Source organism: Pseudomonas sp. PP3 (assembly GCF_905336995.1).
Classification (GTDB): domain Bacteria; phylum Pseudomonadota; class Gammaproteobacteria; order Pseudomonadales; family Pseudomonadaceae; genus Aquipseudomonas; species Aquipseudomonas reinekei.
The window spans coordinates 3,793,379-3,810,879 of sequence record NZ_HG995459.1; the positions used below are offsets into that span (position 1 = coordinate 3,793,379).

Here is a 17,501-nt window from a genome sequence, read left to right on the forward strand (position 1 = left end):
GTTCGGCGGTGTGCACAAAATTTGTGTCCACTTCAGATCCCTGCGGGCTTGCCCGCGATGAGGCCAGCCCAACCGCTCAAAACCTCACTGCCCCGCCGCCACACTGGCTGGCGCCTCGGTTGGCGTCACAATGCTGTTCAGATCGATAAACTTCCACTCAGGCTTGGCCCCCAGCCGCGCATTGAACCGGTAGTTGAAGGTGAATTCATCGCCGGTGGCCACGTTTAGCGGCTTGCCATACACCGCCTCCACTCCCGCCAGGTCGTAGCCCATCAGCTGCAACAAGGTCGGGAAAATGTTGTAGTGGCTGGAGCGATCCTTGTTGTCGGCCAGTTGCGCTTGCCAATCAAGGGTTTTCAAACCGCTGCCCTGGATCACCACCAGGGGCACCAGGCCTTCTTCTTCCACCGGGTCGCCACCGCAATGGGTGTTCAGGCCGGGGTTGCCTCGCTCATGCAAGTCCTGACCGTGGTCGGAGGTGTAGATCAGCAACGCGTTGTTCAAGTTGGCCTGGGCGAATACCCGCGAGAAAAATTCCCCGACGTTCCACAGCAAGGTGTTTTTGTAGGCATTGCGATACAGCTCCCAGTCATCGGGCTGGCCATTGAAACCATCGCGCTCGCCGGTATCGGCCACCTCGACGAACTGCCCGCGAGGCAGTGTCGGGCGGTAGGCCATGAACGCATCCGGGTACTTGTCGTGCACCGGAAAATGCGCGCCGACCTTGTTCATCACCACCAGCTGCGCCTTGTCGTCGTTTAGCAGTTCGATCAGTTTCGCCGCTGCGGCCATGTCACGCTCGCGCACGCTGGTCTGGTCGAATTGCACGAACTCGTCGATGTCCCTTTTCTCGGTGTCGCTCATCAGGTTCTGCAGATTGCCGCCGGTGCGCTGGGCATCGATGTAGACCGTGCGCAACCCGGCCTTCTTCGCGTACTGCCAGATCGACGGCATCGTGCTGTTGATGCGCATGTAATCGGCGCGGGTTCCGCCATAACGCAAGGTGATATTGGTGTCGGCGCTGCAATTGGCGATGGACGCCGCGTAGCCATAGTTGAAGATGTCGACCCCGGGGCGCGGCGCCTTGAGGTTGCTGTGCACGCCGAACGGCGCGTTGATGTCCAGGTAGTTGCCGGAGATGCTCTCGTCGATGATCAGCACAATGTCGTGGCTCACCGCTTTGTCGACGCGCGCCAGACCTACCGGTTCACGCGGGCCGACGGTGTTGTGCAGGGATTCATAGGCGAACAGGTTCAGATAGGCCAGCGGCGTGTACATCTGGGGCAGGCCACGGGCGCCCTCGCCCGCGCGCACGAACAGCACCGCACTGAGCAGCAGCACACCCAGCACCGGTGCTGCCACCAGCAGCGCTCCCGGCAGAGGCAGGCGTCGACGCGGCTTCAAGCCAATACCGAACAGCAGCGGCAAACCACCCAGCACCCCCCAGATGATCGCATCGCGGTACTGGATGAGCGCCTCCTGGATAAAACCACCGGAATACACCAGCGAAACAAAGCTGCTGTAGGTCAGGTAATCGGCAGTAACCCGCGAATACACATCGAAGAACACCGCCGAGCCAAATATGCCGAGGGCGAAGAAATGCCGAATAAATGTTTGGCGAATATAAGCCGACATGAACAGCGCTACTGTCAATACGACGAACATTCCCGCAAATAAAACTAATGGATAGCTGATTCCGATCGCGCTGATACGCCCAAAGTAATAGTCGTAATGGGTAATAAAATAGACAGCTATGAATATGTCTTTGAGATATCCAATCATTAGTTTTCCAATACTCGTTCACAATGACGGTCAATAAGTAGTCGGCCATTTTTTGACACTAGCACCGGGCCATCAAAGCGCAAGCAATGACGTAAAAGAGACAAAAGCGTCAAAAAAAAAACGTCTCAAATCTGACACACTCAAGTGCCTACAAGCCTTGTAATTCAAGCCTTACGACCGTTTATCGCATTCCCGAAAAATGTTCCACCCGCTCAAATTCAACGTAAACCCAACTGCGGCAAGCCTTTGATGGCAATTGGCCCCCCAAAAGCGGGGGTGTCTTACTCTTTTAACATGTCATTTTGCTGACACGGTTTGCCAAGGCTGGGCTATACCCCTTTTGACAGTCTCATTTCTGATCTTTCCAGCGAACTTACGAGGCACGCCAATATGGACGTGAGCGTATTTGGTACGGGCTATGTTGGCCTGATACAAGCAGCGGCACTGGCCGATGTCGGACATCGTGTCTTATGTGTCGACATTGATCCCAATAAGATCAAGCAACTACAACAAGCCGTTCCACCGATTAGTGAACCGGGACTTTCCGGCACGCTGGAAGAAAACATCAAGGCAGGACGGTTGCTGTTCTCCACCCAGGCCAGTGACGCGGTCGAGCACGCCGAGTTGATCTTCATCGCCGTCGGCACACCCGCCGATGAAGACGGTTCCGCCGACCTCACCCACGTGCTGAATGTGGCGCGGCAGATCGCCAGCTACATGGAGGCCGATCGCACCCTGATCATCAAGTCCACGGTGCCGGTCGGGACCGCCGACCAGGTCGCCGCCACCGCCCTCAAGGAACTGCAACGCAGGGACAAGGGCGCGCTCAAGGTGCGGGTGGTGTCCAACCCCGAGTTTCTCAAGGAAGGCAGTGCCCTGGCCGATTGCATGCGTCCGGACCGGATCATCGTCGGCACCGACGATGACGACGCCCGCAGCCAGATGAGCGAGCTGTACGCACCCTTCTGCCGCAACCATGAAAAACTCATGTTCATGGACAACCGCAGTGCCGAGCTGACCAAGTACGCGGCCAACGCGATGCTCGCCACTCGCATCAGTTTCATGAACGAACTGGCCAACCTGACTGAATTGCTCGGGGCCGACATCGAAGCGGTGCGCAAAGGCATCGGTTCGGACCCACGCATCGGTTATCACTTCATCTATCCCGGTTGCGGCTTCGGCGGCTCATGCTTCCCCAAGGATCTGCGCGCCCTGCTGCACACTGCCGAACACAACGGCATGCCGTTGCGTCTGTTGCGTAGCGTTACCGACGTCAACGACAGCCAGCGCCACATCCTGTTCAGCAAACTCAAGGCGCAGTTTCCCCAAGGGCTGGCCGGCAAGTCCATTGCGATCTGGGGCCTGGCGTTCAAGCCCAACACCGATGACATGCGCGAGGCACCCAGCCGCTATTTGATGGATGCCTTGTGGGCCGAAGGCGCCAGCGTTCAGGCCTATGACCCGGAAGCCATGTCCGAATGCCGACGCATTTATGGCTATCGCAACGACCTGCACCTGTGCGCCACCCGCGACGACACCCTGGAAGATGCCGATGCGCTGGTGATCTGCACCGAGTGGAAAAATTTCCGTGTGGTCGACTTCGACCTGCTGGCGAGCAAGCTGCGTTCGCGGGTGATCATCGACGGGCGCAATCTGTACAACCCCGAACACGTTGCGGCGGCGGGCCTGCATTACAGCGGCATCGGTTTGCGTCACGTCGTGCCCGAGGCGCCGCGCCCATGAAGATTCTCGTGACCGGAGCCGCCGGATTCATTGGTGCCCACTGTGTGTTGCGGCTGTTGCGCGACGGGCATCAGGTATTCGGACTGGATAACTTCAACGACTACTACGACCCGCAACTCAAGCACGACCGTGTGCAATGGGTGCGGGAGCAGGTCGGCCCTTTCCAGCTCTCAACGGTTGACCTGGCCGATGCTCCGGCCATCGAGACACTGTTTGCCCAGGAACAACCCGACGTGGTGATTCACCTCGCGGCCCAGGCCGGCGTGCGCTACTCCCTGGACAATCCCCGGGCCTACCTCGACAGCAATCTGAACGGTTTCCTGAACATTCTCGAAAGCTGCCGCCGGCACCCGGTCAAGCATTTGATCTACGCCTCGTCCAGCTCAGTGTACGGCGCCAACCAGCACACCCCGTATTCGGTACAAGACGGCGTCAACCACCCGCTATCGTTGTACGCCGCGACCAAGAAAGCCAACGAACTGATGGCCCACAGTTACAGCCATCTGTTCGGCACTCCCTGCACCGGCCTGCGCTTTTTCACCGTGTACGGCCCCTGGGGCCGGCCGGACATGTCGCCGATCCAGTTCGCCCGGGCGATTGCCCAAGGGCAACCGTTGAAGCTGTTCAACTACGGCGAGCATCAGCGCGACTTCACCTACATCGACGACATCATCGAAAGCATCGCCCGGCTGATCGACCGCGCGCCGCAAGCCAACGCCGACTGGGACCGCGAACAACCGGACCCGGCCAGCAGCATGGCGCCATGGCGGATCTACAACATCGGCGGCCAGCACCCGGTAGCGCTCAAGGATTACCTGGCCTTGCTGGAAAAACACCTGGGGCAAAAAGCCCGGGTCGAGTTGCTGCCACTGCAACCCGGCGATGTCTTGAACACCTGCGCCGACGCCAGCGATCTGGCCCGCGCCACCGGTTTCCAGCCCCGTATCGAGCTGGATGAAGGACTCGGGCGGTTCATCGCCTGGTTTCGTGATTACTACCCACTGCCTATCGCCCAAGCGCCGCTCGCGGCTGAATTCCAGCGGAGGACTGCTCAATGACTGGACATGAACAAGGTGTACCCATCCAACACCTGCGCCGTGACAAGCGCCTGGATCCCGAACACCGAATGCGCCTCGACGCCGCCATTCATATGCAGGGACGCGGCTGGGTGACAGGCCGTGACGGTGGCCGGCCATGGACGTTGTCGCGCACCAACCGGGTGTTTGCCTGCTTCGGCGCACTGGTGATTTTGCTGCTGATCTCGCCAGTCCTGCTGGTGTTGGCACTGGCCATCAGGCTCACCAGCCCGGGCCCGGTGATGTTCGTGCAGAAACGCACCGGCTATCGCGGCCGGATGTTCGGCATGTACAAGTTCCGCACCATGGTGGCCAACGCCGAGGAGCTCAAGGAGTCGCTGCGGCATTTGAACAAACACGGGAAGGACGCGATCGACTTCAAGATCGACAAGGACCCGCGGATCACCGGCATCGGTGGTTTCCTGCGGCGCACCAGCCTCGACGAACTGCCCAACCTGATCAATGTGGTGACGGGCGACATGCGACTGGTAGGCCCACGGCCAACGTCGTTCAACGCCTATCGCTACAAGGACAATCATCTCGCGCGCCTGAGCATCTACCCCGGCATGACCGGTCTCTGGCAGATCTCCGGGCGCAGCAATATCGACTTCGACCAGCGCGTTGAGTTGGACCTCAGCTATATCGCCGAGCAGAGCCTGCTGCTTGATCTGAAGATCCTGTTGAAAACCCCCTTCAAAGTATTCAGCGGCCACGGAGCAAGCTAATGGACGGTTCAACTGCAAAAAGCCTCAGCATCGCTAACCCGAGCGAGTCCAACCTGACGTCGGCCGTGTTGGATCAGGATCTGCGCATCCTGTTTCTGACCGCGGCCAACCCCGGCGCGGGCACCACCACCAGCGCCCTGGCGCTGGCCAGCCAACTGGCGCAAATGAGCAGCGGCCAGGTGCTGCTGGTCGATGCCAGCCAGTCCTCGACCAACCTTACCCAACAACTGGGGCTCGGCAAGGAACGCGGTTTTCGCGACCTGCTCTTCAACGAGCAGAGCCCGCCGCTGTTGCAGGACTGTGTGGTCAACGTGTCGAGCCTGCCCTTCCACGTCCTGCCGTTCGGGCGTTTTTCGCGGGGCACTGAACACCTGACACCGGAGCGCCTGAGCCCGTTGCTCGATCAGCTCGGCAGTCAGTACCGCTTCGTGGTGATCGACGGTGACGCGGTGTATTCGGCCGCCGACACGCTGGTCATCAGCACTCAGGTGGACGGCGTGATCATGGTCGTGCGCTCTGAAGACACGCGTTGGGAAGTGGCGCAGGCGGCGGTTCAACGCCTGACCCAGGCCGGCGCGAAACTGGTCGGCAGCGTGTTCAACCGGCGCAAGTACTACATGCCCAAGTGGCTCTACAAAAACCTGTAAGCCCTCGCAAAAAGGATGACGCCATGAACGCCAAATTGCTTGTCCTGCTGTTGCTGCCGCTTGCAGGTTGCACCAGCACTTCGGAAACCCAGAACATGCCGGTGAATATCCTCACGGCCTCACCGGCCAACGCCCAGGCCACTGACATGCCCAAGATCGAACAGACCTTGCGCCCGCAGGATGTGCTGGACGTGATCTTCCACATCAGCACCAGTGGCTCGGATGCCTACCGCGTGCAGTCCGGTGACCAGATCGGCCTGAACTTCACCGCTGCCAGCCAGCTCAACGGCAACCAGTTGGTGCTGCCCGACGGCACCATCGAACTGCCGGGCGCCAACACCTCGGTGAAAATCGCCGGGCTGACCAGTGAACAAGCGCGCGAGGAAATCCAGCGAGCCTATCAGCGCAAGCAGTTGTTCCAGCCCAACCGTAATCAGCTGACCGTGCAGATCATCAGTCCGCTGACCAACGAGCAGAACCTCAAAAACGCGCTGAACCACCCGGCCACCGGCATGAGCCGGGAGATCACCGTGGGCACCGACGGCTACGCCAGTTTCCCGGAGATCGGCGCCGTGCCGCTGCAAGGCATGACGGTCAATCAGCTGGAAGCCTTCCTCAATAAAAAGTACGCACAGCTGCCGGGGCGGATGACCGTCGACGTGCTGCTCAAGTCCACCGCCGGTAACGAAATCTACGTGCTCGGTGAAGTCGGCCAGCCGGGTTCCTACCCGATCCGCCGTCCGGTCTCGGTGCTCGAAGCGCTGACCCTGGCCCGTGGCTCCAACGTCAAGGCGCGCCTGGATTCGGTGGTGATCATGCGCCGCAACGGCAATCAGGTCCAAGCCCGTCGTTACGACGTGGAAAAAGCCCTGGCCGGCGATGCCTCGCAGATCGCCTACCTGCAACCGGACGACATGCTCTACGTGCCCAAGACCAAACTGGCCAGCGCCGGTGAGCTCGCACGGCAACTGGCGGATGTGGTGTTGTTCCAGGGTGTGGGTTTCAGCTTCGGCTACCGCGTCGATAACAAAGACAGTGACGACTAACTTACTCTCAGGTGACCCGACATGAATCCAAAGGAAAACTACCTGCACGAGTTCTTCAGGATCTTCTTCGCCAACAAACAATTGGTGAAGCGCGTGTTCCTGGTCTTTGCAGTGATCGCACTGGTACTGCCGCTGATGCTCAAGCAGAGCTTCGATATCACCGCACAGGTGATCGTGCAGTCGAAAAAACTCTCCCAGGGTGACGCCACCACGTCGCTGAATCAGGAAAACGCAACCTTCATTCCACCATCACTGGCCGACATGGAAACCGAGAGCAATATCCTGCGCTCCCCGGCCCTGATCCGGCAGACCATCAGCGAATTGCGCGACAAGGGCGAGTACACCCCGCCCCCTGGCCTGTTCAATAAACTGCTGGCGCAACCGTTCAAGAACTACGTCAGCACGCCACTGCGTGAGCACGTAATCAACCCGGTGAAATCGGCGCTGGGGATGGAAACCGATCCGGTGCGCGACACCGCGCTCGACGCCCTGACGCAAGAAGCCATCGACAGCCTGACGATCGAAACCCTGCCGGGCTCCAACGTGATCTCGATCATCTACAGCTTTCCCGACCCGGCCCAGGGCACCAGGTTTGTCGCGTCGCTGCTGCAAAACTACCTGGTCAGCCGTCAGGCGCTGCAATCGATCGACCTGCCGCAGAGCTTCTACGAAACCAAGAAAACCCAATATCAGGTGCGTCTCGATGGCCTGGAAGGCAACCGCCAGGATTTGCTGGGCGCTATCGGTGCGTCCGATCCCAAGGAAGAAATTACCTTTCGCCTGAACGCGATCAATACCGAGGAGCAAGCGCTCAACCTGTACCGTGATCGCCTGCTGCAAAGCCAACGCTGGCTCGACTATCTGAAAACCAGCCTGGCCGCCGCCAAGGACTCCAAACTCAACGACTACACCTTCCCCTACACCTTCACCACCACCGTCGACAACGTGGCATTCGAAGACCGCGAGATCAAACAAATGGGTGAGGCGCTGACCGCCCAGGTCAGTCGCTACATGAACGATCTGGCGATCTTCCAGCCCGGCAGTGAGCCGATGCTGCTGACCCGCGAGCAAATCGCCCGCACCCGCCAGCAGTTCCTCAAAGTGGTCAGCAACCGGATTCAGGAACGCACCAATGACCTGGCGATTGTCAGCTCGGTGATCGACCAGAAAACCGCGCGCATTGCCGAGTTCAAGAACCGCATCCACCAGTTGCAGGAAACCCAGAGCAAGCTGCGCCAGGTGGACACCGAGATCGACGCCCTGCACGCGGCCTTCTCCACCTACGCCCAGCGCTTTGCCGAAAGCAGCACCGCCCGTTCGCTGGACAATGACTTGTCCAACGCCCGGGTACTCAGCCCGCCGTTCGAACCGACCGAGGCGGCGTTCCCCAAACCGCTGTTGATCATTCCGTTCGGCTTGTTCACCGGTCTGTTGTTGGCGATTGCCTTCGTCTACGTGCGTGAGTTCTTCGATCATCGCTTCAAGCATCCAGCGCAAATCACCCATGAACTGGGTCTGCCGGTGCTGTTGGTGATCAACGATCAAAACGCCGAGCCGGGCAACCCGCACAAGAACTGGAGCGTGCCGAGCTTCGTCCATTGGGTGCGCAATTGAACGCGCCCCTGTCGACCGGGCACAGCAGCCCATCACTGCCGATCATTCATTTGCTCAGCAGTGGCGGCTTCTATGGGGCCGAGCGGATGTTGCTCGACCACTGCCTGGCGACGCCGGGGCAACATCAGGTGCTGTTTCTCGATGCACCGTACGAGTTGCTCGCACGGTTTCGCGAGGCGGGGGTCGACTGTCGCGGTTGCACCGGGCTGGGGGCGTTGCTTGCGCATTTGCGTGAGCGACGGGCCGAGCGGCCGCTGATCAACACGCACAACTTCAAGGGTTTGCTGTTTGGCTGGGTGGGCGCGACTGTGTTGCGCCTGCCGCTGGTGATCACGCAGCACGGCTTCACTCCGCGCAGTCGCAAGCAGAAGTTCTACACCTGGCTGAGCCTGCAACTGTGCCGGACCGCGTCGGTCAATCGCGTGGTCTGTGTCGCCGAAAGCATTGCCGCGCTGCACCGTCAGGCCAGCGTCAGTGCGCAGAAGCTGCAAGTGATCCCCAACGGCCTGCCGGCCACCCACGATCTGCAACCGCACAACGCGCAACGGCCACGCTGGCTGGCCGGTTACGTCGGCCGGCTGAGCAGCGAAAAAGGCCCGGACCTGTTTCTCGACGCATTGATTGCGCTGTGTCAGCAACACCCGCAACTGGACGCCGTGATGCTCGGCGACGGCCCGGAACGGGACAGCCTGTTGGCACGAATCAATGAGGCCGGTTTGCAGGAGCGCATCACGCTGCCGGGGTATCAGACCGACATGCGTGTGTGGTGGCGGCAACTCGATGCGCTGGTGATCAGCTCGCGCACCGAGGGCACGCCGATGATTCTGCTCGAAGCCATGCAGGCCGGGGTGCCGGTGGTGGCTTTTGGCGTCGGCGGGATTCCCGATGTGCTGGAGGATCGGCACAACGGCCTGCTGGCCACACCCGCCGACAGCGCCGCCCTCGCCCGGCAGATTGACACCCTGCTACGTGACCCGGCGCTGGCGCACAAGCTGGTCGACAACGCACGACGCACACAACTGGATCGCTACGACCTCAAGGCCCTGGCCGAACGCTGGTCGCAGCTTTATATCCGTACTGCACGGGAGGCACGCGCGTGATTTTTCCGCTCTCGATCGTCAGTTTTCTCGGTCTGGTCTGCCTCGCATTGCTGGCCAGCCCTTATCCCTTTCTGGCGCCGGGAGCGGTGTTGGGCCTGGTGGGCGTCGCCGTGCTGTTCCGCAAGCCCGCCTGGGGCCTGTTGGGCATTGCGGCGCTGGTGCCGCTCGAAGGGTTCTTCAAGGACAGCGCGCTGTCCGGCACCAAGATGATCGGCGCGTCTCTGGCGCTGATCCTGATGCTGCAACTGGTCTTGCACCAGATTCCATCGGAACGTTTGCGCAGCAACATCTGGCGCTTGCTGATCGGTTTCATGGTGCTTTATCTGCTGAGCATGCTGAACACCGATGACCTGGGCATGTCGCTGGGGCATCTGCGGGAAATGAGCGTGGGGCTGATCCTGTTTGTGATCACGCTGTTGATCGGCCGTGAAATGAACCTGGACCTGTTCGCCCGACTGGTCACCCTCAGCGTCACCCTCACCTGCGCGCTGGCGATGTTTTCCAGCAAGTACCAGGACCAGGGTCGCGCCGCCGGCCTGCTGGAAGACCCGAACGCCTTTGCCATGCTGATCGCATTTGCCGTGCCGCTGGCGCTGCTGCTGGTGATCCGCAGCCCGAACCTGTTGCATCGCCTGTTCTGGCTGGGCTGTTTTATCCTGCTGCTGGGCGGCATGACCAAGACCGAGTCCCGTTCGGGCCTGGTGGTGTTGTTTCTCAGCCTGGTCATTGGCGCCTGGCACTACCGCTCGCACCTGACACGCATTCGCCCGCGTCACCTGGGTTTTGCCATGGTCGGGCTGGCCATCGTGATTCCGTTGGCCATCTATGCGATGCCGGCGGGTTATGTGGCACGCATCCAGTCCTTGAGCATCCTCAGTTCCGGCGCCAAGGCGCAGGACGAATCCCTCGGTCGCCGGGCTTCGTACATCGTCGTCGGCAGCCAGATGATCCGCGAAAACCCATTGCTGGGTACCGGCCCCGGGACCTTCCCGCTGCACTACGCCACCACCGGTTACGCCAAAGCGTTTTCCGCCAACCGCAAAGTCGGCGACCTGTACCGCCGCGCTCACAACACCTATCTGGAGATCTTCAGTGAACTGGGGATTCCCGCCGGCCTGTTCTTCGTCGGCATGCTCGGCCTCGGCTTGTACAACCTGATGCGCGCCCGTCGAGCCTGGATGCAGCGCCGCAACTGGCAGCAGGCCGACCTGATGACGCACCTGGGCATGAGCTTTCTGTCGTTGACGCTGTTCTTGATGTTCCTCAGTGCACCGAACCAGAAGTACGTGTGGATCATGCTCGCCCTGACCAGCGTCCTGCGTCTGAAAGCCGAAGAAAGTCCAGTCCTGGAGGCCAAGGCATGAGCCGCATCAGTATCGTCATCCCGATGTACAACGAAGCCCGGCACATCGCCCGGACCCTGCTGGCAGCGCAACGCGCCGCCAATGTTGCCGGCCTGGAATGCGAGTTGATCGTGGTCGACAACGGCTCACAGGATCAGGGCCCGGAGATTGCCAGGCAGTCCGGTGCACAAGTGCTGGTCGTGCCCGGCGTGCTGATCGGCGCCCTGCGCAACCGCGGCACCGCGGCCGCCACGGGCGAATGGCTGGCCTTCATCGATGCCGACATCGAAATGCCCGAAGACTGGCTCACCCATTTGCTGAAACTGGAAGCAGCCGGTGTCGCCGACGTGTTTGGCCTGGACTTGCACACCCCGGCGCAAGCGCCCTGGTATGCCACCGCCTGGCAACGGCGCACCCTGCGTCCCTCGCGCCACACCGTGCAGTCGGTGGACTGGCTGCCCAGCGCCAACCTGCTGATGCGCCGCTCATGGTTCGACAAGGTCGGCGGTTTCAACGAAACCCTGCGCACGGGTGAGGACAAGGACTTCACCTTGCGCCTGTCTGCCAACGGCGCGCGGCTGATGTCGATCAACGAAAACGTCGCCCTGCACTGGGGCTACGAAATGAACTGGCGCGAGTGGATGGGCAAGGAAATGTGGCGCCAGGGCAGCCATCTGCAATTGCTGCGCACCCATGGCATGAGCCTGCGTCTGCTGCGCTTTCCGCTGCTGTCGCTGGGTGCCTGGCTGCTGGACTTTCTGGCGATATCTGCGCTGCTGGATGGTTTTCCTCACCATGCGTTGATCATGGTGCTGCTGACCACTGCTCCAGCGCTGGTACTGAGCGTGCGCCAGACCGCCAAGCACCGAAACCCGTGCCTGACCGTGCAACTGTGGGGCCTGCATTGGGTACGCCTGCACCTGGCCGGTGCCGCGTTCATTCTCAGTCTGTGTCATTGGAATGCCAGGAGGCCCGCCCGTGGCTGAGTTCATTTTCTGGTTGTGCCTGTTGCTGCCGGTCTACGCCTACGTCGGTTACCCGTTGCTGCTGACCTTGCTCGCGCCGTTCTTCGCCGCGCGCCGCCACGGCCCGGCGGCACCGATGGACGTGAGCATCGTCATTGCCGCGCACAACGAGGCGCGGCACATCGAAGAAAAACTGCGCACCGTGCTGGCCCAGGATTATCAGGCGCGCTCGCTGCAAATAATCCTCGCCAGCGACGGTTCCACCGACGACACCGTGGCCTGCGCGCGCAAGGTCGTCGATCCGCGCATCACCGTGCTCGACCTGCCCCGTCAGGGCAAGGCCGCGACCCTCAATGCCGGTGCGGCGCTGAGCACTGGTGAGATCCTGGTGTTCACCGACGCCGACAACCAATGGTCCCACGACACCTTGGGCCATTTGCTCGCACCGTTGGCCGACCCTCAGGTGGGTGCCTGCGCCGGGCACATGCTGATCCCGGTGACCGGCAAAGGCCTGAGCATCGGCGACAGTCTGTATCGGCACTACGAAGGCTGGCTGCGCTACGTGGAAAACCGCACCGGTTGCATGGTGTCCGCCGACGGCGCCCTGCTCGCCCTGCGCCGCGAGTTGTTCCAGAACGTGCCAGCGGAGGTCAACGACGACTTCTTTATCAGCACCTGCGCGCCGGTGGCGTTCAAGCGGATCATCTACGTGCCCGAAGCCCGGGTGATCGACACCGGCGTCGATGAGGCCGACAAACAATTTCGTCGGCGCCAGCGGGTCACCGTGGGCGGTTTGCAGAGCCTGGCCCAGCGCCGCGAACTGCTCAATCCGCTCAAGCATGGCCTGTATGCGATTGCCTTGATCAGCCACAAATTGATCCGCCGCCTGGCGCCGATCCTGTTGCTGCCGCTGCTGCTGAGCAACTTCTGGCTGTGGAACGACCACGGTTTCTATCGCCTGAGCCTGATCGCGCAACTGCTCGGGTACTCGGCGGCCATCGCCGGTTTGCTCGACTCGCAACACCGCTTGCCCAAACCCTTTCGCCTCGCCGCGTTCCTCCTGGTGACCCTCGCCGGAATGAGCATGGGTCTGTGGCAGTTCCTGCGCGGTCAGCGTTATGCGCAATGGAACCCCGAGCAAAATCGATGAGAGGCACGTGCCATGGCGATCAAACAGTTACTCAAGCGCACCAGCGGCTGGCTCTACCTCAATTCCTCGGTGGGGCGCCAGCAATTGCATGGCGCCGGAGTGATCCTGATGCTGCACCGGGTGCTGGCCAACGACCACGCCGCCAACCTGCCCCACCGCAATGAACTGTGCGTCGGACCAAAGGCTTTCGAGCACCTGCTGGCCTGGCTGAAAAAACACTTCGATTGCGTGCCGCTGATGGAGATCCTGCAACCGGGCAGCCTCAGGTCCGAGCGGCCGAAAGTGGCGTTGACCTTCGATGACGGCTGGCGCGACAACGCGGTGAACGCCTTCCCGCTGCTGCAGAAATACCAGGTGCCGGCGAGTATCTTCCTGTCCACGGACTTCATCGGCAGCCGCCAGCGTTTCTGGTGGGAAAGCATCGGCGAAACCCTCTGGAACAGCCACGGTGAAAAGGCCCGTGCGCACCTGATCGAATGCTTGCAGCAACTGGGTCGGCCGTTGCCGGCACTGTGTGATGACCCGGATGTGCAACGGCGCAGCCTGGCATTGCTGCACTTTCTGCAGGACCTGAAAACCCTGTCGCCCCAAGACCTCAATCGGCTGACCGATGAGTGCCCGCAAGAGTCGTTGCCGCAAGCGCTGGACTGGCAACAGGTGCGATCGCTGGAGGCCAGCGGCCTGATTCGTTTCGGGCCCCATGGCGCCAGTCACGCGATCCTTACCGGCCTCGACGATCAAACCCTGGATGAAGAACTGAGCCGCAGTCGTCAGGCCCTGTTGAATGGCTGCAACCGGCCGTTGCCGGTCTACTGCTACCCCAACGGTGACAACGACGAGCGGGTGCGGCAACACGTGGCCGACCACGACTTCCCGTTTGCCCTGGGCACCGGCACCGGCATCTACCGGGGCGCCAACGATCCCCTGGCCCTGCCGCGTTTTGGTGTCAGCCAGCGCACCGCGCGCAATCCGGATCTGTTGTCCTGGCGCATCTACCGTGGGGCTCGCCCATGAGTCGCAGCCATTACCTCAAGCACCTGGCGCTAAGCATGGGCACCAAGCTGGCGATGATCGGCTTGCGCTTGCTGCGCAACGTGTTGCTGGCGCGGATTCTCGGGCCCAGTGAACGCGGCCTGTTCGCGTTGCTCAGTACCCTGCCGGACCTGATCAGCGCCGCCACCAGTGGCGGGCTGAATTCGGCGGTGGGTTACCAGGCGGCCAAGCAACGGCCGATGGGCTTGTTGCTCAGTCAGGTGTTAGTGTTCGGCTGTTTGCTCGCGGGGTTATTGACCTTGCTGGTGGTGGCGCTGACCCGTGAATTCGGCAGCGAACTGGACATCACCACGCAGCTCGGCCTGCTGGCCTGGTTGTTGTTGCTGGCGGTGCCGCTGACCGTGCTCAAGAGCGGGCTGCTGACATTGCACAACGCCTCGGGCGGCGTGATGGCGTTCAACGCGCTGCGCCTGATCGAGTCGCTGGCACCGCTGTTGCTGTTCCTCGCGTTGTTCTGGATGTGGAAAAGCGCCGCGCTGGAAGCGGCGCTGATCAGCTGGCTGGCGGGCATCAGCCTGGTGGTGCTGGTCGGTTGGGTCTGGCTCAAGCGCAATCAACCGCTGAGCCTGCAATGGGATCGCGCCAGTCAGAACGAGCTGCTGCGTTTCAGCGCCCGCAGCCATCCGGACATGCTGTTCCAGCAAGTGATCCTGCGCTCCGACTACCTGTTCATCGGCGCCCTGCTCGGCAGCACCGCGCTGGGTCACTACGCCATGGCCAGCGCCGCCGCCGAGTTGCTGCTGATCGTCCCGGAAGCGGTGACCACGCCGTTGATGAAACGCTTGCTGCAACAAGAAGAAGGCATCGAAAAAGTCACACCACTGGCCCTGCGCCTGACGGCCACGGTGATGCTCGGCGCGTGCCTGACCATGGCGGTGATCGGCGAATGGCTGATCGTCACCCTGTTCGGTGTCGCCTATCAGCCGGCGTATCCGGCCTTGCTCGCGCTGCTGCCGGGGCTGCTCGGCTTGTGCTACGCGAGCATCCTGCGCCTGGATTTGCTGGGCAAGGATCGACCCGGTTCGATTTCGCTGCTGATGGGCCTCGGCGCCTTGCTCAACCTGGCGCTGAACCTGTTGCTGATCCCCGCCTATGGCATCGTCGGCGCGGCCGCCGCTTCGTCCATCGCGTACCTGGCGGTGACCGTCGCATTGCTGGTGATGTATTGCCGTTTGAGCCATGTGCCGCTGTGGCAAACCCTGATCATCCTGCCCAGCGACGTGGCACCGATGCTGCAAATCCTGCAACGGAAATCGGCATGAAATATTTTGCCCTGGCGGTGGGTCTGGGTCTGTCGCTCGACGCTTATGCCGGGCCGATGCGCTGGGCCGACATTCGTGACGGCAGCCTGTATCTGCAAGCGGATCGCCCCGATAACGTGACCGTGCGCTGGGTGCCGGCGTGGCAGGCGGATGCCAACGAAGAACACCTGTATCTGCTCGACGGCAAGGGCAAGTTGGCGGGCGAACGCAAGATTGCCGCCAGCGAAACCCGGGGCAGCCAGAGCTGGCCGCTGTTGCCGGGTGCCAGCAGTTATCAACTGGAGATTCCCGGCTACAGTTTTCGCCGCTACAAGGTCGAACATGACGAACGCACGGTGGCGTTGTTCGCACCGGCCAAGGTGCATTTCAGCGCGGAAACCCGCGACGGCGACGAGCTGTTTTTCAAGGTCGGCGCCGGTGAACACGCGGTGCTGGCGGGCAAGTTCCACGGGGGTGTCGGCGCCCTGCAAGCGCAGCGTGTCGGCGGCGGTCAGCAAGTCTCGCTGACGCTGAAACCGTACCGTGCTTACTGGCAGTTCGATCAGGTCGCCCTGCCGGTTGCCAGCACCGAGCAAGTCTGGCGCCTGCGCCTGCAAGGCAGCGGTAAAGCGGCGTTCTGGCTCGACGGTACGGCCAACCTGTTCGCGCAGAATCCGCAGCAGCTCAAACCCCTGCGCGAGGACGAGGGTGAAACCCGCCTGACCTTGCACAAGGATGTGATCGGCAACACGCCGAAGCTGGGGATCGCCCTGCCCTACGTGATGCCGCCGCCCTCCAGTTATGCCGTGCTCGACGCCATCAAGCCCCAGGCCGGTGCCTATTACAGTTTCGTCGACATCACGGCAAAACAGCCGCATTACGAAGACGCGTTCCGTCGTTTGTATCAGGATCGATTCGGCATCACCCAAGACATCACCCTCCTCGCCGGCAGCCAGCGCCAGGCCGATCTGCGCGCCGACACCACCAGCAACGCCGGCCTCGACGCCTGGCTTGCCGCGACCCGCGCCCTCGGTGGCAAAGGGACCCATTACATCGGTTTCGCCGACGAGCCGAACCTCAACTACCCGGACTACGCCAGCTACCAGAGCATTTTCACCAGCATGGCCCGGCAGGTGCGCAGCAACCCCGACAACGCCAAGGCCGGTGTGCGCATCGCCATGCCGGCCAGTTCGCGGCTGGTCAACGGCCCGTTCGCCGACAACGCCGCCGACAAGCGTGGCATCGACTGGGCCGCACGCCTGTTGAAAGAATCCGGCGATCAGATCGATGCCCTGGCCTGGCACGAGTGGATGATTCGCGATTTGCTGGCGACCCGGGTTTATCGCGACAGCGTGCGCCGGGCCGCCGACCTCGTCGGTCTCGACGCCAACGGTCGGCCACGCAAGGCGCTGCTGCTGGACCAGACCAACCTGTCCAGCGGTTCAAGCCTGAGCCCTTACGATCAGGAAACCCACTTCACCTCGTTGTGGTGGGCCTCGGTGGTGATCAACGCGTCCCAGGATGGTTTGCTGGAGATGCTCAACTGGTTCCAGGCCGCCGACGAGCCCGAGTACCCCAAGGGCATGCTGCGAATGCTCGGCGACGACCGTTTCGAACTGAAACCGGTCGCTCTCGCCCAGCAGTTCATCCAGCAGCATTGGCTGCATTCTGTGATGCGTCTGGAAAACAACGCATTCGAGGTCGACGTGCTGGCCATGGCCGACGATCTCAAACGCAGCCTGTTGGGGGTCAACAAAGGCTCGCGCGTGCAGCATGTCAGCGTCAATGGTGCGGCGTGCCCATTGGCCAAAGGCTCATTGCGTTACTTCGGCGCGGACAACCGCAGCCGCGACGCACCGTTCACTTGCGCCGACGGTCGCGTGAGCTTCGAGCTGCCAGGGCAAACCCTGTTCGCCCTGAGCTGGAGCGCTTCATGACCGCCGCTCGTCTGTTTGGCCGCGCAGGCCTATTGCCGCGCGCTGGTTCACTCCACTTACGGGTCAACCCGTCAGGAGC

At 61.6% G+C, this 17,501-nt stretch carries 14 protein-coding genes; 13 read left to right on the forward strand and 1 reads right to left on the reverse strand.

The window, feature by feature from the left end; translation table 11 throughout:
• Positions 1-84: 84 nt before the first annotated feature.
• Complete coding sequence (locus tag KHO07_RS17135) at positions 85-1,782, reverse strand: sulfatase-like hydrolase/transferase (RefSeq protein ID WP_212624985.1); 1,698 nt, start codon at positions 1,780-1,782, stop codon at positions 85-87.
• A 390-nt stretch (positions 1,783-2,172) separates the two neighbouring features.
• Between KHO07_RS17135 and KHO07_RS17140 the strand changes: the two genes are divergently transcribed.
• Genes KHO07_RS17140 through KHO07_RS17200 form a run of 13 tightly spaced genes read left to right on the forward strand, consistent with a single transcriptional unit; the run spans position 2,173 to position 17,422 of the window.
• Positions 2,173-3,525 (forward strand): UDP-glucose/GDP-mannose dehydrogenase family protein, encoded by a 1,353-nt coding sequence (locus KHO07_RS17140; protein WP_075945732.1) that lies wholly within the window; start codon positions 2,173-2,175, stop codon positions 3,523-3,525.
• On the forward strand, positions 3,522-4,583 hold the full coding sequence (locus tag KHO07_RS17145; protein WP_212624986.1) for an NAD-dependent epimerase: 1,062 nt from the start codon (positions 3,522-3,524) through the stop codon (positions 4,581-4,583). The genes KHO07_RS17140 and KHO07_RS17145 overlap by 4 nt, the downstream gene beginning before the upstream one ends.
• The gene (locus tag KHO07_RS17150) at positions 4,580-5,326 is read left to right on the forward strand and encodes a sugar transferase (RefSeq protein WP_212624987.1); all 747 of its coding nucleotides are present in this window, start codon (positions 4,580-4,582) and stop codon (positions 5,324-5,326) included. Before KHO07_RS17145 ends, KHO07_RS17150 begins: the two co-directional genes overlap by 4 nt.
• A complete protein-coding gene (locus KHO07_RS17155) occupies positions 5,326-5,973 on the forward strand; it encodes a CpsD/CapB family tyrosine-protein kinase (RefSeq protein ID WP_150733537.1) in 648 nt (215 codons plus the stop codon). Before KHO07_RS17150 ends, KHO07_RS17155 begins: the two co-directional genes overlap by 1 nt.
• A gap of 23 nt (positions 5,974-5,996) precedes the next feature.
• Entirely contained in the window at positions 5,997-7,019 is a 1,023-nt protein-coding gene (locus KHO07_RS17160; protein ID WP_212624988.1) for a polysaccharide biosynthesis/export family protein, read from the forward strand.
• Between the two features lie 21 nt (positions 7,020-7,040).
• Positions 7,041-8,633 (forward strand): Wzz/FepE/Etk N-terminal domain-containing protein, encoded by a 1,593-nt coding sequence (locus tag KHO07_RS17165; RefSeq protein ID WP_150733535.1) that lies wholly within the window; start codon positions 7,041-7,043, stop codon positions 8,631-8,633.
• Entirely contained in the window at positions 8,630-9,733 is a 1,104-nt protein-coding gene (locus KHO07_RS17170; protein WP_212624989.1) for a glycosyltransferase family 4 protein, read from the forward strand. Before KHO07_RS17165 ends, KHO07_RS17170 begins: the two co-directional genes overlap by 4 nt.
• The gene (locus KHO07_RS17175) at positions 9,730-11,097 is read left to right on the forward strand and encodes an O-antigen ligase family protein (protein WP_212624990.1); all 1,368 of its coding nucleotides are present in this window, start codon (positions 9,730-9,732) and stop codon (positions 11,095-11,097) included. The genes KHO07_RS17170 and KHO07_RS17175 overlap by 4 nt, the downstream gene beginning before the upstream one ends.
• Positions 11,094-12,062 carry a glycosyltransferase gene (locus tag KHO07_RS17180; RefSeq protein ID WP_212624991.1) on the forward strand — a complete coding sequence of 323 codons (969 nt, stop codon included), beginning with the start codon at positions 11,094-11,096 and terminating at the stop codon, positions 12,060-12,062. The genes KHO07_RS17175 and KHO07_RS17180 overlap by 4 nt, the downstream gene beginning before the upstream one ends.
• Positions 12,055-13,191 carry a glycosyltransferase family 2 protein gene (locus KHO07_RS17185; RefSeq protein WP_150733531.1) on the forward strand — a complete coding sequence of 379 codons (1,137 nt, stop codon included), beginning with the start codon at positions 12,055-12,057 and terminating at the stop codon, positions 13,189-13,191. Before KHO07_RS17180 ends, KHO07_RS17185 begins: the two co-directional genes overlap by 8 nt.
• A 12-nt stretch (positions 13,192-13,203) precedes the next feature.
• The gene (locus KHO07_RS17190) at positions 13,204-14,205 is read left to right on the forward strand and encodes a polysaccharide deacetylase family protein (protein WP_212624992.1); all 1,002 of its coding nucleotides are present in this window, start codon (positions 13,204-13,206) and stop codon (positions 14,203-14,205) included.
• Complete coding sequence (locus tag KHO07_RS17195; protein ID WP_150733529.1) at positions 14,202-15,506, forward strand: lipopolysaccharide biosynthesis protein; 1,305 nt, start codon at positions 14,202-14,204, stop codon at positions 15,504-15,506. The genes KHO07_RS17190 and KHO07_RS17195 overlap by 4 nt, the downstream gene beginning before the upstream one ends.
• On the forward strand, positions 15,503-17,422 hold the full coding sequence (locus KHO07_RS17200; RefSeq protein WP_212624993.1) for a hypothetical protein: 1,920 nt from the start codon (positions 15,503-15,505) through the stop codon (positions 17,420-17,422). Before KHO07_RS17195 ends, KHO07_RS17200 begins: the two co-directional genes overlap by 4 nt.
• The last annotated feature ends 79 nt before the right edge of the window (positions 17,423-17,501 follow it).

Bases quoted from the DNA above. Each gene is read 5' to 3' on its own strand.
- KHO07_RS17200 (WP_212624993.1), top strand. From the start codon at position 15,503: ATGAAATATTTTGCCCTGGCGGTGGGTCTGGGTCTGTCGCTCGACGCT.
- KHO07_RS17190 (WP_212624992.1), top strand. From the start codon at position 13,204: ATGGCGATCAAACAGTTACTCAAGCGCACCAGCGGCTGGCTCTACCTC.
- KHO07_RS17160 (WP_212624988.1), top strand. From the start codon at position 5,997: ATGAACGCCAAATTGCTTGTCCTGCTGTTGCTGCCGCTTGCAGGTTGC.
- KHO07_RS17155 (WP_150733537.1), top strand. From the start codon at position 5,326: ATGGACGGTTCAACTGCAAAAAGCCTCAGCATCGCTAACCCGAGCGAG.
- KHO07_RS17165 (WP_150733535.1), top strand. From the start codon at position 7,041: ATGAATCCAAAGGAAAACTACCTGCACGAGTTCTTCAGGATCTTCTTC.
- KHO07_RS17150 (WP_212624987.1), top strand. From the start codon at position 4,580: ATGACTGGACATGAACAAGGTGTACCCATCCAACACCTGCGCCGTGAC.
- KHO07_RS17135 (WP_212624985.1), bottom strand. From the start codon at position 1,782: ATGATTGGATATCTCAAAGACATATTCATAGCTGTCTATTTTATTACC.
- KHO07_RS17180 (WP_212624991.1), top strand. From the start codon at position 11,094: ATGAGCCGCATCAGTATCGTCATCCCGATGTACAACGAAGCCCGGCAC.
- KHO07_RS17195 (WP_150733529.1), top strand. From the start codon at position 14,202: ATGAGTCGCAGCCATTACCTCAAGCACCTGGCGCTAAGCATGGGCACC.
- KHO07_RS17145 (WP_212624986.1), top strand. From the start codon at position 3,522: ATGAAGATTCTCGTGACCGGAGCCGCCGGATTCATTGGTGCCCACTGT.
- KHO07_RS17140 (WP_075945732.1), top strand. From the start codon at position 2,173: ATGGACGTGAGCGTATTTGGTACGGGCTATGTTGGCCTGATACAAGCA.